At 67.3% G+C, this 14703-nt stretch carries 14 protein-coding genes; 10 read left to right on the forward strand and 4 right to left on the reverse strand.

Annotated features, from left to right (window positions below; genetic code table 11):
* The first annotated feature begins 70 nt into the window (after window positions 1-70).
* Entirely contained in the window at window positions 71-1135 is a 1065-nt protein-coding gene (locus LGM71_RS12170) for an asparaginase (RefSeq protein ID WP_226114949.1), read from the forward strand.
* An 81-nt stretch (window positions 1136-1216) separates the two neighbouring features.
* On the opposite strand, the gene LGM71_RS12175 is transcribed toward LGM71_RS12170, so the two are convergent.
* The gene (locus tag LGM71_RS12175; protein ID WP_226114950.1) at window positions 1217-2191 is read right to left on the reverse strand and encodes a LysR family transcriptional regulator; all 975 of its coding nucleotides are present in this window, start codon (window positions 2189-2191) and stop codon (window positions 1217-1219) included.
* A 154-nt stretch (window positions 2192-2345) separates the two neighbouring features.
* Here LGM71_RS12175 and aspA point away from each other — a divergent pair, with 154 nt between their 5' ends.
* On the forward strand, window positions 2346-3752 hold the full coding sequence (aspA, locus tag LGM71_RS12180) for an aspartate ammonia-lyase (protein WP_124900526.1): 1407 nt from the start codon (window positions 2346-2348) through the stop codon (window positions 3750-3752).
* Between the two features lie 113 nt (window positions 3753-3865).
* The gene (locus LGM71_RS12185) at window positions 3866-5371 is read left to right on the forward strand and encodes an amino acid permease (RefSeq protein ID WP_226114951.1); all 1506 of its coding nucleotides are present in this window, start codon (window positions 3866-3868) and stop codon (window positions 5369-5371) included.
* Window positions 5372-5404: 33 nt separating this feature from the next.
* Here LGM71_RS12185 and LGM71_RS12190 read toward each other — a convergent pair whose 3' ends face one another.
* Together LGM71_RS12190 and LGM71_RS12195 are read right to left on the reverse strand one after the other, a co-directional pair.
* Window positions 5405-6094, reverse strand: a complete 690-nt coding sequence (locus LGM71_RS12190; RefSeq protein ID WP_226114952.1) for an alpha/beta hydrolase — start codon at window positions 6092-6094, stop codon at window positions 5405-5407.
* Between the two features lie 218 nt (window positions 6095-6312).
* Window positions 6313-6525: a hypothetical protein gene (locus LGM71_RS12195; protein WP_226114953.1), complete on the reverse strand. Its 213-nt coding sequence runs from the start codon at window positions 6523-6525 to the stop codon at window positions 6313-6315.
* Between the two features lie 57 nt (window positions 6526-6582).
* Here LGM71_RS12195 and LGM71_RS12200 point away from each other — a divergent pair, with 57 nt between their 5' ends.
* The 6 genes from LGM71_RS12200 (at window position 6583) to LGM71_RS12225 (ending at window position 12725) form a co-directional block, all read left to right on the forward strand.
* Window positions 6583-8976: an MCP four helix bundle domain-containing protein gene (locus tag LGM71_RS12200; protein WP_226114954.1), complete on the forward strand. Its 2394-nt coding sequence runs from the start codon at window positions 6583-6585 to the stop codon at window positions 8974-8976.
* Between the two features lie 2 nt (window positions 8977-8978).
* A complete protein-coding gene (locus LGM71_RS12205) occupies window positions 8979-9719 on the forward strand; it encodes a methyl-accepting chemotaxis protein (protein WP_175815056.1) in 741 nt (246 codons plus the stop codon).
* Entirely contained in the window at window positions 9716-10300 is a 585-nt protein-coding gene (locus tag LGM71_RS12210; protein WP_226114955.1) for a hypothetical protein, read from the forward strand. The genes LGM71_RS12205 and LGM71_RS12210 overlap by 4 nt, the downstream gene beginning before the upstream one ends.
* Before the next feature lie 22 nt (window positions 10301-10322).
* Window positions 10323-11291 carry a chemotaxis protein CheX gene (locus LGM71_RS12215; protein WP_226114956.1) on the forward strand — a complete coding sequence of 323 codons (969 nt, stop codon included), beginning with the start codon at window positions 10323-10325 and terminating at the stop codon, window positions 11289-11291.
* A gap of 41 nt (window positions 11292-11332) precedes the next feature.
* A complete protein-coding gene (locus LGM71_RS12220; RefSeq protein ID WP_059607780.1) occupies window positions 11333-11698 on the forward strand; it encodes a response regulator in 366 nt (121 codons plus the stop codon).
* A gap of 232 nt (window positions 11699-11930) precedes the next feature.
* Entirely contained in the window at window positions 11931-12725 is a 795-nt protein-coding gene (locus LGM71_RS12225; RefSeq protein ID WP_059607781.1) for an enoyl-CoA hydratase, read from the forward strand.
* 168 nt (window positions 12726-12893) lie between these two features.
* Here the strand turns inward: LGM71_RS12225 and alr are convergent, their stop codons facing one another.
* Window positions 12894-14015 carry an alanine racemase gene (gene alr, locus LGM71_RS12230; RefSeq protein ID WP_226114957.1) on the reverse strand — a complete coding sequence of 374 codons (1122 nt, stop codon included), beginning with the start codon at window positions 14013-14015 and terminating at the stop codon, window positions 12894-12896.
* Between the two features lie 303 nt (window positions 14016-14318).
* Here alr and LGM71_RS12235 point away from each other — a divergent pair, with 303 nt between their 5' ends.
* Window positions 14319-14690, forward strand: a complete 372-nt coding sequence (locus LGM71_RS12235; RefSeq protein WP_175815064.1) for an MAPEG family protein — start codon at window positions 14319-14321, stop codon at window positions 14688-14690.
* Window positions 14691-14703: the final 13 nt, after the last annotated feature.

Consider the following 14703-nt stretch of genomic DNA (forward strand, 5'->3'; position numbering starts at 1 on the left):
AGAATCGATACACTGCCGTACCGGTTGCACGGGCCCCGGCAATCAGGCCCCGACGAAGGAGACAGGACAGATGGACACTCAACGCGCAGCGGTCGTGACGTACCGCGGCAATGCGATCGAGAACACGCACGTCGCCGATGTGGCGGTGGTGGATGCAGGCGGCAGGCTGCTGTTCCGGCTCGGCGATCCGTTCCGGATGACGCTCGCGCGCTCGGCAGCGAAGCCGGCCCAGGCGCTGTCCGTGATCGAGACGGGCGCGCCCGAGCGGTTCGGCTTCGACGAAGCGGACATCGCGCTGATGTGCGCATCGCACAGCAGCGAGGAGCGGCACATCGCGCGCACGCGGGCGATGCTGGCGAAGGTCGACGCGCAGGAGTCGGATTTGCGGTGCGGCGGCCATGCGCCGTTGTCGGACGTGGTGTACCGGTCATGGATCAAGCGCGACTACACGCCGACCGGCGTGTGCAGCAACTGCTCGGGCAAGCACGTCGGAATGCTGGCCGGCGCGCGGGCGATCGGCGCCGCGATTGCCGACTACCATCTGCCGGCGCATCCGATGCAGATGCGTGTAAAGCAGGTGGTCGCCGATGCGTGCGGCCTGCCCGACGACGAGGTCGACTGGGCGATCGACGGCTGCAACCTGCCGACGCCGGCATTCCCGCTCGACCGCCTCGCGCGTCTTTATGCATCGCTGGCGGACGGTGCGGATAAGGTTGATGCCGGCGGTGCGGCGACGACCGATCGCGTGCGCGCGCTTGCGCGCATTCATCATGCGATGACGGCCCATCCCGAGCTGGTCGCCGGAGAAGGGCGCTACTGCACGGTGCTGATGGAGGCCTTCGAAGGGCAGGTCGTCGGCAAGCTCGGCGCGGATGCGTGCTACGGGATCGGCGTACGCGCATCGGCGCGCACGCGGGAACTCGGCGCCGACGGCGCGCTCGGCATCTCGGTGAAGATCGAGGACGGCAACATCGACGTGCTGTACATGATGGTCAGCGAACTGCTCGAACGGCTGCGGATCGGCACGGACGCGCAGCGCGCGCGGCTCGCTGCGTTCCACCGGCCGCGGATGCTGAACACGCAGGGCGTCGAGATCGGCCACGCGACATTCCCGTTCGAACTGCAGCCGGCCTGACGGGGGCGGTCGTGCCGATGCCGCGTGCCTGACGTGCGTGCGGCATCGGTGCTGGCTTGCCGGCCAGCGCGACGGCAGCCGCTACGCGCCCGCGTCGCGAATCTTCGTCAGCTCGACCGCCGACAGCTCGCCGATGTGCGCGAGATGCTCCGCGAGGAAGTCCCTCAGCACGCGCAGCTTTGCCGAGCTGCGCCGGTTCGCCAGATACGCGATGTAGATGTAGTCGCCCGTGAGCTTGTTCTGCAGCCGGTAGCGCGGCAGCACGGCTTCGAGCCGGCCGCTCGCGAGCAGGTCGCGCACCAGCCAGATCTCGAATTCGGCGATGCCGAGGCCCGCGCAGGTCGCGTCCAGCAGCAGTTCCGAATGATCGGTGACGAGGTTGCCGGCCGGCAGCACGCTGTGCCGTGCATCGCCGCGCACGAGCTCCCAGCGCGGATCGCCCTCGGGGTGCACGTAGCGCAGGCAGTTGTGATGCTGCAGGTCGTCCGGCGTCGCGGGGCGCCCGCTGCGATCGAGGTAGCCGGGCGTCGCGCACAGGATGCTGTCGTTGCGCGACAGCCGGTGCACGACCAGGTTGTCCAGGTAGTTCTCGCCTTCGTGAATGTCGAGGTCGAAGCCGCCGGCGACGAGGTCGTTGTGGTTGTCGGTGAGCCGCACGTCGAGCTGGATCGTCGGGTAGCGCGCGAGAAACGGTGCGATCAGCGGCGCGAGATGACGGCGACCGAACGCGACCGGTGCGGTGAGCTTCAGCGGGCCGCTCGGCTGTGAATTGAGCTCCGCGACGACGCGCAACGTGTCGTCGAGATCGGCGATCAGCGTGACCGCGCGTTCCAGGTAGATGTGGCCGGCCTCGGTCAGCGTCACGCTGTGCGTCGAGCGATGCAATAGCGCGACGCCGAGGGCGTCCTCGATCGCCGTGATCTTGCGCGCGACCGTCGACGTCGACACGTGCATCTCCTTCGCGACCGCGGAAAAGCTTCCCATTTCGACGACCCGCACGAACGCGCGCATCGCGCCGAGGTGATCGACGCCGGTATCTCTCGTCATTGTTTTCATTCGTCTCTCGCTGTTGCGTCACACGCAAAACCGCTTTCGATAATACAGAAGCGAGGTTCTTTATGCAAAGGCATAGAATGCGATCCCGTCGCACGGGGAAGCGGTGAACGCAGCCGGTTTCCTGCGACGGCAGAGACAATTCAGGAGGGGCACCATGACGGAAAACGGCTTCCGCGTCGAGGCAGATCTTTTAGGGAAACGAAGTATTCCGGATTCGGCGTACTACGGCGTCCATACGCTGCGCGCGAAGGAGAACTTCAATATTTCGGGGCGCACGATCGCGTCGCTGCCGTACCTCGTCATGGCGCTCGCGGCGGTGAAGGAAGCCGCGGCCGATGCGAACTGCGAGCTCGGGCTCCTGCCGGACGCGTATCGTGACGCGATCGCCGCCGCCTGTGTCGAGATCCGCGAAGGCCGGCTGCACGATCAGTTCGTGGTCGACATCATCCAGGGTGGGGCCGGCACGTCGACCAACATGAACGCCAACGAGGTGATCTGCAACCGCGCGCTCGAAATCATGGGGCATGCACGCGGGCAGTACGAATACCTGCATCCCAACGAGCACGTCAATCTTGCTCAGAGCACGAACGACGTCTATCCGACCGCGATCCGGATCGCGACCTGCTTCGCGGTCGAGCATCTGCTCGACGCGATGGCGCACCTGCGCGACGCGTTCGCGGAGAAGGCCGACGCGTTCTCGGGCCTCCTGAAGCTCGGCCGCACGCAATTGCAGGATGCCGTGCCGATGACGCTCGGCCAGGAATTCTCGACCTACGCGGTGATGGTGACGGAAGACATCGCGCGCCTGCAGGAAGCCGGCTGGCTGATGCGCGAGATCAATCTCGGCGCGACTGCGATCGGCACCGGCATCACCGCGCATCCGCAGTACGCGGAGAAGGCGCTGGCCGCGCTGCGGCGCATCACCGGCCTGGACCTGAGCACCGCCCCGAACCTGATCGAGGCGACGCAGGACTGCGGCGCGTTCGTGCAGATCTCCGGCGTGCTGAAGCGGATCGCGGTCAAGCTGTCGAAGATCTGCAACGACTTGCGGCTGCTGTCGAGCGGCCCGCGCGCGGGGTTCGGCGAAATCAACCTGCCGCCGGTGCAGGCCGGCTCGTCGATCATGCCGGGCAAGGTGAACCCGGTGATTCCGGAGGTCGTGAACCAGGTCGCGTTCGAGGTGTTCGGCAACGACCTGACGGTGACTTTCGCGGCTGAGGCCGGACAGCTCCAGCTCAACGCGTTCGAGCCGGTGATCGCGAGCGCGCTGTTCAACAGCTTCAGCCACCTGACGGCCGCGTGCACGACGCTCGCGGACCGCTGCGTGAGCGGCATCACCGCGAACCCCGAACGGCTGCGCGAAACGATGGAGCGCTCGGTCGCGCTCGCGACCGCGCTGAACCCGTACATCGGCTACAAGCGCGCGACTGCCGTGGCCGCCGAAGCACACGAGAGCGGCAAGTCGATCCGCGAGGTCGTGCTGGATCACCAGCTGATGACCGCCGCACAACTGGACGAAGCGTTGCAGCCCGAAGCGCTGATCCGCCCGCGCACGTACTGATTCCGGCCGTGCGGCGCGGGCGCAAGCCGCCGGCGGGCCGCGCGCGGCCGTTCCCGCAGCGTCCTGCCGACGGGCGCGACACATCAACACACATCAAGAAACGGAGACATACCATGAAGCAAGCCAGCGAGCGCCCGGTCGACCCGGCCGGCGGCGCCGATCCCCGTCATGCCGACCGCGATGCGATGTTCGCGTCCCACGAGTCCGGCTACGAGCAGAAGTTGAAGCCGCGACACGTGCAGATGATCGCGATGGGCGGTGCGATCGGCACCGGCCTCTTTCTCGGCGCGGGCGGCCGCCTGCAGAGCGCGGGGCCTGCGCTCGCGGTCGTGTATCTCGTGTGCGGCGTGTTCGCGTTCCTGATCATGCGCGCGCTCGGCGAGCTCGTGATGCACCGGCCGACCAGCGGTTCGTTCGTGTCGTACGCGCGGGAGTTCATGGGCGAGCGCGCGTCGTTCGTCGCGGGCTGGATGTACTACCTGAACTGGGCGACCACCGGCATCGTCGACATCACCGCGGTCGCGATCTACATGAAGTACTGGGCCGTGTTCACCGACGTGCCGCAATGGGTGTTCGCGCTCGGCGCGCTGGGGATCGTGTCGGTGATGAACATGATCGGCGTGAAGGTGTTCGGCGAGATGGAGTTCTGGTTCTCGATCGTCAAGGTCGGGACGCTCGCGCTGTTCCTCGCGATCGGCGCCGTGTTTCTCGCGAGCGGTCATCCGGTCGCCGGGCAGATGCCGGGCCTGCACCTGATCGCGGACCACGGCGGGATCTTTCCGCATGGCATCTTGCCGGCCGTGCTGATCGTGCAGGGCGTCGTGTTCGCGTATGCGAGCATCGAGCTCGTCGGCGTCGCGGCGGGCGAGACCGCCGATGCGCGCAAGGTGCTGCCGAAGGCGATCAACAGCGTGATGTGGCGCATCGCGCTGTTCTACGTCGGCTCGGTCGTGCTGCTGACGATGCTGCTGCCGTGGACCGCGTACAGCGCGCACGAAAGCCCGTTCGTCACGTTCTTCAGCAAGCTCGGCGTGCCGTACGTCGGCACGGTGATGAACGTCGTGGTGTTGACCGCCGCGCTGTCGAGCCTGAACTCCGGCCTCTATTCGACCGGGCGCGTGCTGCGTTCGCTGGCAATGGGCGGCTCGGCGCCGCGCTTCGTGTCGCGGATGAACGCGCGCGGCGTGCCGTACGGCGGGATCCTCGTCACGGTCGCGGTCAATGCGATCGGCGTGCCGCTGAACTACATCGTGCCGGCGCAGGCGTTCGAGATCGTGCTGAACATGGCGTCGCTCGGGATCATCACGACCTGGGGCTTCATCGTGATGTGCCAGATCCTGTTCCGCCGCGCGGTCAATCGCGGCGAGCTGAGCCCCGTGTCGTTCCGGATGCCCGGCGCGCCGTTCACGTCGTGGCTCACGCTCGGGTTCCTGGTCAGCGTGCTGGTGCTGATGGCGTTCGATTACCCGGGCGGCACGTGGACCGTCGGGATGATCCCGCTCGTCGTGCTCGCGCTCGTGGTCGGCTGGAAGCTGGCGAGGCGCGGGGCCGCGCGGGAAGCGGCGGCTGCCAATGCCGTTGGCGCGCCGCTCGGCGTTGATCCGGCGAGCAACGTCTGACGATACGCACGGGCGGGTCGACCGCCCGTGCGCTCAGTTCAATCCGGTGCGTGCGCCGACCCAGCGGCCGAAGTCGCCGGCCATCTCCGCCGTGAGTTCGTGGCCGGCGTCGTAGAGGCGCGTGTCGTGCGCGACGCCGAGCGCCGTCAGCTTCGCGTCGGCGGTTTCGGCCCACGCGACCGGCAGCTTGTCGTCGAAGCGGCCGTGCATCACCAGCGCGTGGAGCGCGCTCAACGCATCGCGCGATGCGATCAGCGGATCGATCTCCGGCAGGATGCGGCCGCACAGCACCGCGAACGCCGCGACGTCGGCCGGCGACGTGAGCGCGACGCTCGCGCTCATGATGCCGCCCTGGCTGAAGCCGGCGATCACGGTGGGCAGTGCGGCGTGTTCGTTGTCGGTGCCCCGGGCGCGCAACGCGCGCAGCAGCGCGATCAGCTGGACACGGCTCGCATCCGCGCGGGCCGCATCGATCTCGGGGCCGTTCGGGCCGAAGCGCACAGGAAACCACGCGTGCTGGCCGGGGCCGAACGTCAGCGGGCCACGCACGAACGCGATTTCGATGCGCGGGTCGATCGTGCCGGACAGGTTCAGCAGGTTGGTTTGGTTCCCGCCGACGCCATGCAGCAGCAACAGGCGGCCCGCCGGGCGGCCGGCGGCCGGGCGCAGCAGGTACTGGAGGCCGGATTCGGAGTCGGTGGTCAGCGGCAGGACGTCGGTCATTGCAAGGGTCCGGTGGGGAAGTGACCCAATAGTCTAGAGCGCGCGGCCGGAGAGGTGAATCGCCGGATGGCGATTGATTATTTCCTGGCTGGAATGAATCGGCTGCCATTCAACCATGTCGACGCGGCGCGCGAATCCGGCCGCGCAGCAGAAGGTGCATAACCGATTCGATTCGCAGATAATGCGCAAACGTTTTACCGGTATTCAACCGGATTGAATTACGGATCGAAAATAAAAGAATGAATATCCGGATTCGATTTATCGAGGCCGCCAGGCAGGCCCGTCGGGCCTTCAAGGCCAGAGGTTAACGGCCGATTCGAGAAAAACTTTAGGATTTTCTCGTCGCAATTGACCATTGCGATTTCCTCAACGACCGATTGATTTTCAGTCATCGGACGGTCATACACCATCCCCGATAATTCGGCGCTCACATTCTTTCAATAGACAAAAGAGCGATCGAAGCCGGATCGCTGCGGGGAGCTGTACTCATGACCATTCGTCATCGCATTACGCTGCTAGTCGTCCTGACGTTTTTCGCGCTGTCCGCGATCGGCGTGTACGCCGTGTACCAGACACGCAAGAGCGCGTCCGAGGTGCGTCAGGTTACCCAGGGAATCGTGCCGAGCGCGCTCGCGTCGGCGGATCTCGTCGCCGACGTGAAGAACATCCAGATCGCGACGATGACGCTGGTGTATGCGCCCGACGCGAACACCGCCGCGCAGGCGGGCGACGAGCTGAAGGCGAAGCAGGCCGCGCTGCGCGCGGCGCTCGACGCACAGGCGAAATCGGCGGTCGGGCAGGCACAGCAAGGACTCGTCGAGCAGGCGAAGGACAGCGCGGCGAACTACTTCGCGGCGATCGGCGATACCGTGAAGATGAAAGCCGACGGCAAGCCCGAGATGGCGCAGGCGTACCTGTTCGCGAACGTCGCGCAGTATCGCGACGAGCTCGAGAGCATCGTCGACACGCTGCGCGTCGAGAAGAACCGGCAGAAGGACGACGCGATCCGCGCGCTGAACGGCATGCTGTCGACGACGGCGACCGCGATCGCGGGCGTCGCGGGCACGGTGGTCGTGCTGCTGACCGCGCTCGGCTTCGTGCTGTATCGCCAGATCACGCGCCCGCTGATCGGGATGCAGACGGCGATGAGCGAGATCGCGACGAGCCAGGACTTCACGCGCCGCGTGCCGGTGGGCCGGATGGACGAGATTGGTCATTCGATCGTCGCGTTCAACGGGATGATCGAGAAGATCCAGGAGAACGCCGCGCAACTGAAGCAGAAGACGGCCGACATCCAGGCGATGCTGCAGAACATGCAGCAAGGGATCCTGACCGTCGTCGAAGGCGGCGTCGTGCATGCGGAGTATTCGGCTTACCTCGAGACCATCTTCGAGACGAGCGACATCGCCGGCCGCGACCTGATGGCGCTCGTGTTCGACGATTCGAGCATCGGCTCGGACGCGCGTTCGCAGGTCGACGCGGCCGTGCATGCGTGCCTCGGCGAGGACAGCATGAACTTCGCGTTCAACGAGCACCTGCTCGTCAACGAAGTCGCGAAGCGGATGCCGGACGGCCGCGAGAAATGGCTCGACCTGAGCTGGTCGGCGATCACAGATGAGACCGACACGGTCGTGCGGCTGATGCTGTGCGTGCGCGACGTGACCGAGATTCGCGAGCTGACCGCGCAGGCCGGCGAGCAGCAGCGCCGGCTCGAGATGATCGGCGAGATCCTGTCGATCAGCCAGGACAAGTTCCACGACTTCGTGCACAGCGCGAAGGGTTTCCTCAGCGAGAACGAGCGGATGATCCGCCAGCACGAACGCGCGGATCACTCGATCGTCGCCGCGCTGTTCCGCAACATGCACACGATCAAGGGCAATGCGCGCACGTACAGCCTGCAGCATCTGACCAACATCGTGCATGAGGCGGAGCAGGCGTACGAATTGCTGCGCCACGCGGACGGCGGCCCCGAGTGGAACCGCGATGCGCTGATGGACGATCTGGCCCGCGTGCGCGAGGCGGTCGAGCACTACGCGACGATCAACGCGGTCACGCTCGGCCGCCATGGCGAAGCGGCGCAGCACGGCGGTGCCGACTACCTGATGGTCGAGCGCGCGCACATCAGCGAGAGCCTGCGCATGCTCGACGGTGCCGATCCGGCGAACGCAAGCGACTGGCGCGCGGCGCGCGATTCGGTGCGCCGCCTGCTGAGCCAGTTCGGCACGCAGGGCATCGGCGATGCGCTGGGCGGCGTGATCGAATCGCTGCCGTCGCTCGCGGCCGAACTCGGCAAGCCGGCGCCCGTCGTGCATATCGACAGCAACGGCCACCGCGTGCGCAGCGAGATCGGCGCGACGCTGAAGAACGTGTTCATGCATCTGCTGCGCAACGCGATCGACCACGGGATCGAAACGTCGGAAGAGCGGCGCGCCGCCGGCAAGGCGCCGGCCGGCAAGATCGACATCGCGGTCGATGTCGAGAATGACACGTTGCGTTTCGTGCTCGGCGACGACGGCCGCGGCCTCGCGCTCGACCGGATTCGCGGGATCGCGCGCGAGCGCGGCTGGATCGACGCCGGCGCCGAAGCCGCGCTGACCGATGAGGCGGTGGCGGAGCTGATCTTCCGTCCGGGGTTCTCGACCGCGCGTGCGGTGACCGAAGTGTCGGGGCGCGGCGTCGGGATGGACGCGGTGCGCAACTTCCTGAAGCGCGACGGCGGCGACATTGCGCTGCGCTTCACCGACGATCGCACGGGCTCGCCGTATCGCGCGTTCGAGACGATCGTGTCGCTGCCGGCGCGTTTCGCGGCGGACGGAGGTGCGGTGCAGGACGTGGGGCAGCCGGCCCGCGCCGGCATCGCGAACGTCGACGCAACGGAGTGATCGTGCAAGCGTGGATGATTCCGGTCGGCGCCGCGCTGGCGGGCGGCCTGGCCGCCGCGGTGATCGCCGCGATCGTGGGTCGCATTGCGCGCGCGCGGCTCGTTGCCGCGATGACGCGCGAAGCGGACGCATTGCGCGATGCGCTCGGCGCAGCCGACGCGCGTGCCGTTGAAGCACTTGCGGCGCATGCCGAGGCGGCCGACGCATGGGCACGCCGCGAGGCGGAGCTCGAGCAAACGCTGGCGCGCGAGGCGGCTGGCGCCGGCGAGCAGCGCGACGCGCTGCAGGCGCTCGCGGCCGAGCGCGCCGCGCTGTCGCAGCATGCGACGAAGCTCGCGGACGAAGCCGCGCGACTGCGCGGGCTGGCCGGCACGTTCGAGCGCTGGCACGAGCAGATGATCTCGCTGACCACGCAGAACCAGGACATGCGGGCGAAGAACCAGGAGCTGTCGTCGATCGTCGCGCACGTGTCGATCGTGTCGCTGAACGCGTCGATCGAGGCCGCGCGCGCCGGCGCGGCAGGGCGCGGCTTCTCGATCGTGGCGAGCGAGGTGCGCGGGCTCGCCGCGCGTTCGCAGCAACTGTCGAACAGCTATCGCGACAGCCTGAATCGCAACGATCTCGTCACGGCCGCGACGTTCCAGGACATCCAGGCCGGCGGCAAGATGATCACGGCCGCGCTCGCGACGCTCGAGACGCTGGCCGGGCAGTTGCACGCGCGACTGGAAGGAGCGACGGCGTGATCAGTGCGCAGGCCCGGGCCGGCTTCGAGCGGATCTTCTTCGACGCGGCGCGCACGCGGCTCGCGTCCGGCGGTGCGTGCGAGATCCGGCCGGCCGCCGGCGATGCGCACGACGCGTCGCACGATCCGTCACGCGCGAGGTCGCGGGCGACGCCGAAGCTCGCCGAATACGTCGTCGTACTGACGATCTCGGCGCTGCACTTCCGGCTGCTGCTCGCGCTGCGCTTTCGCGACGACGATCCGACGCGCCGCCATTTCGCCGCGGCAGCGCCGGGCGCGAGCACGCAGCGGCCGTTGCCCGAAGCGTTCATGGAAGTCGCGAACCTGTGCTGCGGCGCGATCAACCAGGCGCTGACCGCACCGTTCCCCGATCTCGGGATGTCGACGCCTTACCTGCTGAGCGGCGCGAGCGTCGACTACCTGCCGGCGCTGAACCCCGATCACGTGGCCGCGTACGACGTGACGCTCGACGGCGACGTGCGGATCGGCGCGACGCTGTGCGTGTGCGCGAACGCGCCGGTCGACTTCCAAGTGCCGGAGGCGGCGAGCGTGGACACGGGCGGCGAGCTCGAACTGTTTTGACCGATTCAGAGGATTTCGCGAGATGACCGTAGACCAACCCGTCAGCAAAGTGCTCGTGCTCGACGACAGCCGCGCGCATGCGGCGACGATCAAGCGCTTCTGCGACGAGCACAACCTGGTCGGCCTGACCGTGCGGCGCAACCGGCTGCTCAAGGTGCTGCGCTCGAACATCGATCTCGGCGCGATCCTGCTCGCCGAGGACTACGGCGGCTCGCCGGCCGAGAGCGCGATCATCGCGACGCAGATCGATGCGCTGCGGCCCGAGCTGCCGATCATCCTGCGCCGCATGTCGGATGCAGCCGACGCGTCGCGCGACGGGCTGCCCGATGCGCTCGCGCGCGTTGCGTGCGCGGCCTACGTCGCCGACGACCTGTCACCGCTCAAGCGCGCGATCGACGAATATCTGTTCGGACGCGACTACCCGAATGCGCTCGTGCGCGGCATCGCGGAGATCACGGAGGCGCGTCTCGGCAGCCTGTTCCCGGGCATGACGATCGAGTGCGACAGGCCGTGCATCGTGCGCGACCAGATCATCTTCGGCGAGGTGTTCAGCCTGATCGCGCTGGAAAGCGCGTGGTGCCGCGGCTACATGCTGCTGCAGACGAGCGAGCAGCCGCTGCTCGACATGATCGGCGGCACTCGCGACGACGGCCGGGCACCCGATTTCCGCGACGTGAACAGCATGCTCGGCGAATTGACCAATCTCGTGTGGGGCGCGTTCAAGAACCGCTATCTCGGCGACGCAGAGGCGCTTGCGCGCCATCCGGTGCAGGTGCCGCTCGTCGTCAATCACAAGCAGAAGTTCATTTCGTTCGGCGGCGACTGTCCGCAACTCTGCTTCAAGTATCGGATGACCGATCCCGCCTCGGGGCGGTCGGTGCGGCTCGACCAGCGCTTCGTGTTCAGCCTGAGCTGGTCGCCGGAGGATTTCCGCGAATTGGTGCAGGACGTGGGGCCGATGGTCGAATCGGGCGAACTCGAACTGTTTTGAATATCGACTGTTGAAGTCGGCAACAACGAAAGGGAAAGACGATGGCAAAGATTCTGGTGGTCGACGATTCGGGCACGGTGCGCGACGAAGTCGCGGGTTTCCTGCGCAATCACGGGCTCGACGTCGCGACGGCGGTGGACGGCAAGGACGGGCTCGCGAAGCTCAAGGCGACGCCCGGCGTGCGCCTCGTGATCAGCGACGTGAACATGCCGAACATGGACGGCCTGACGATGGTCGAGAAGATCCGCGGCGAACTGGCGAACACGTCGGTCAACATCGTGATGCTGACGACCGAAAGCAGTCCGGCGATGAAGGAGCGGGGCAAGGCCGCCGGCGTGAAGGGCTGGATCGTGAAGCCGTTCAAGGGCGACGCGGTGCTCGACGCGCTGAAGAAGCTCGCGGGCTGAGCGCGCACGCGGGCGATGCGTCACCGCTAAGCGGCAATCAACGCGCAGCCGGCGCAGCCTTCGCTTGGCGGGGAGGCGGCGTGCGAGCCGGCTTCGCCGGCCGGCCGGTCGGCTCCGCTGGACGCCGCGCGCAATGTGGAGGACGATTCGTGATCATGTCGATCGCGAATCCGGGCGTGTGCCGCCCGTGCTACCGGTTCGCGCTCGATCGAACCCCGTCGAGCGGAGCATCATGGAATCCCGTCACGAAACACCCGAGCCGATCCTGTTGCGCGACGTGCGCGACGGCGTCGTCACGCTGCGGCTGAACCGGCCGCAACAGTTCAACGCGTTGTCGGAGGCGATGCTGGCGAGCCTGCAGGACGCGTTCGATTCGCTGGCTGCCGATCCTCACGTGCGTTGCGTCGTGCTCGCCGCAGCGGGCAAGGCGTTCTGCGCGGGCCACGACCTGCGGCAGATGCGCGCCAGGCCCGAACTCGATTACTACCGCGCGCTGTTCGCGCAATGCAGCCGCGTGATGCTCGCGATGCGCGCACTGCCGGTGCCGGTGATCGCACGCGTGCACGGCATCGCGACGGCTGCCGGCTGCCAGCTCGTCGCCGCGTGCGATCTCGCCGTCGCAGCCGACACCGCGCGCTTCGCGGTATCCGGAATCAACGTGGGGCTGTTCTGTTCGACGCCTGCCGTCGCATTGAGCCGCAACGTGTCGGCGAAGCGCGCGTTCGACATGCTCGTCACCGGGCGTTTCGTCGATGCGGCGACGGCTGCTGCCTGGGGGCTCGTCAACGAGGCCGTGCCCGAGGACGCGCTCGACGCGGCCGTCGCGCGCAAGGTCGCGGAGATCGTCAAGAAGAGCCCGGCGGCCGTGCGTTACGGCAAGCAGATGTTCTACCGGCAGCGCGAACTGCCGCTCGACGACGCGTACGCGTTTGCGGGCGACGTGATGGCGCGCAACATGATGGAAGAGGACGCCGGCGAGGGGATCGATGCGTTCCTGGAGAAGCGCGAGCCGGTGTGGCGTTCGTAGGCGCACGCCCCGGATGTGCATGTCGAGCGGCGCGCAAGAGCCGTAGCCAACGCGTTTTTTCCGGCTCGGGTTTCCGGTCCGCCGGAACGCAAACGGGCCGCCCGAGGCGGCCCGCAAGTGAAGCGGCATGCGCGGCGGCGTGCTAGTGCGCCGTAGCATCGGCGTCGATCAACGCCCGTAGCTGCCCGTGTGTAGCGCCGGCTGCACCGCCGACGCGCCGGGCGGCACGGTCACGACCGGCACACGGAGCGCGAGTGCGCACATCAGCTCGTAGCCGATCGTGCCGCTGGCTTCCGCGACGTCGTCGACCTTCACCTGATCGCCCCACAGTTCGACGCTCGAGCCGATGCCCGCGTTCGGGCACGGCGTCAGGTCGACGGTCAGCATGTCCATCGACACGCGGCCGACGACGCGCGTCATCACGCCGTCCACCGCGATCGGCGTGCCGGTCGGCGCGTGGCGCGGATAGCCGTCCGCGTAGCCGCATGCGACGACGCCGATCCGCATCGGCTGGTCTGCCTTGAAGCGACGGCCGTAACCGACCGTTTCCTCCGGCGCGATCGTCTGCACACCGATGATCTTGCTCGTCAGCGTCATCGCGGCCATCAGCGGCGTGTCGGCGATGTGCCGCGCCGCGCCGGTCGGCGACGCGCCGTACAGGATCGTGCCGGGCCGCACCCAGTCGCGATGCGCGCGCGGATGCCACAGCACGGCCGCCGAATTCGATGTCGAGCGCTCGCCCGGAATCCCTGCCGTGGCCGCATCGAACTGCTCGAGCTGCCAGTCGACTTCGCCTTCGTCGGCGTTCGCGAAATGCATCATCAGCGTGATCTTGCCGATCGACGGCGCGGCCGCCGCGCGTTCCCACGCGGCGCGGAATGCGTCGGGCCGGTAGCCGAGGCGGTTCATCCCGGAGTTCATCTTCAGCTGGATGTCGATTGGCTGCCGCGGCTTCGCGGCAATCAGCAGGTCGAGCTGCGCGTCGCAGTGCACGGCCACCGTCAGCCGGTGGCGATCGGCCAGTTCGACGTCGGCCGGCTCGAAGATCCCTTCGAGCAGCAGCACCGGCTTGTCCCAGCCGAGCTCCCGCACGCGCACGGCTTCGTCGAGATCGAGCAGCGCGATGCCGTCGGCGGCCGCGAGGCCCGGATAGATCCGCTCGATCCCGTGACCGTATGCGTTGGCCTTGACCACGGCCCACACGCGCGATTGCGCGGCGGTGCGGCGGATGAAGTCGAGGTTGTGGCGGACGGCGTCGGGACGGATATGGGCGACGATGGGACGGGGCATGGGCGGGCTCGGGTCGAAAGTCGTTCGGCGCGCGCGGCGGCGCGGCGCGGGTAAGCAGGCTGGCGCGGTAACGCGCCGAGCCAGTGTTGAGCGCTATCTTATTGGTGTTCGACCAGTTTTAATTAACGTTTTTATCGGCGATTTGGTGGAAATTGTTGCGCCGGATCCTTGCCGCCATAGCGTTCGGCAGGCTGCCTTGCCGAGGCTCCCGTCTAGAAAACCGGTGCGCGAACGGCCCGACGCAATGCTAAGCTCTGCGCGACCCTGTCATTGATCAATGTAATCATAAAGGAGGAGACTTTGATGACGACGTCCCAGATTTGCCTGTTCATCGTGGCGCTGTTGCCGTTCCCGATGACGTTCCTGGCCAAGGCCCGCAAAGGCTACGACAACCACGCGCCGCGCGAGTACCTGGCGAGGCTCGAAGGCTGGCGCGCGCGGGCGCAGGCAGCGCACCAGAATGCCTGGGAAGCGCTGGCGCTGTTTACGGCCGCATTGGTCGTCGCATGGCACAACGGCGCGAATGCGCATCACGTCGACCAGCTCGCGATGGGGTTCGTCGCGACTCGCGTCGTCTATGCGCTGATGTACCTGCTGAACTGGGCGTCGCTGCGCTCGCTCGTGTGGTTCGCGGGGATGGCCTGCGTCGTCGCGCTGTTCTTTGCCGCGCCGTGACGAGAGGATGAAC

This window comes from Burkholderia sp. AU33545, assembly GCF_020419685.1.
GTDB lineage: Bacteria > Pseudomonadota > Gammaproteobacteria > Burkholderiales > Burkholderiaceae > Burkholderia > Burkholderia diffusa.

Excerpts from the sequence above, each read along its gene's own strand:
- LGM71_RS12170 (WP_226114949.1), top strand. The coding sequence starts at position 71 with ATGGACACTCAACGCGCAGCGGTCGTGACGTACCGCGGCAATGCGATC.
- LGM71_RS12175 (WP_226114950.1), bottom strand. The coding sequence starts at position 2,191 with ATGAAAACAATGACGAGAGATACCGGCGTCGATCACCTCGGCGCGATG.
- aspA (WP_124900526.1), top strand. The coding sequence starts at position 2,346 with ATGACGGAAAACGGCTTCCGCGTCGAGGCAGATCTTTTAGGGAAACGA.
- LGM71_RS12185 (WP_226114951.1), top strand. The coding sequence starts at position 3,866 with ATGAAGCAAGCCAGCGAGCGCCCGGTCGACCCGGCCGGCGGCGCCGAT.
- LGM71_RS12190 (WP_226114952.1), bottom strand. The coding sequence starts at position 6,094 with ATGACCGACGTCCTGCCGCTGACCACCGACTCCGAATCCGGCCTCCAG.
- LGM71_RS12200 (WP_226114954.1), top strand. The coding sequence starts at position 6,583 with ATGACCATTCGTCATCGCATTACGCTGCTAGTCGTCCTGACGTTTTTC.
- LGM71_RS12215 (WP_226114956.1), top strand. The coding sequence starts at position 10,323 with ATGACCGTAGACCAACCCGTCAGCAAAGTGCTCGTGCTCGACGACAGC.
- LGM71_RS12220 (WP_059607780.1), top strand. The coding sequence starts at position 11,333 with ATGGCAAAGATTCTGGTGGTCGACGATTCGGGCACGGTGCGCGACGAA.
- LGM71_RS12225 (WP_059607781.1), top strand. The coding sequence starts at position 11,931 with ATGGAATCCCGTCACGAAACACCCGAGCCGATCCTGTTGCGCGACGTG.
- alr (WP_226114957.1), bottom strand. The coding sequence starts at position 14,015 with ATGCCCCGTCCCATCGTCGCCCATATCCGTCCCGACGCCGTCCGCCAC.
- LGM71_RS12235 (WP_175815064.1), top strand. The coding sequence starts at position 14,319 with ATGACGACGTCCCAGATTTGCCTGTTCATCGTGGCGCTGTTGCCGTTC.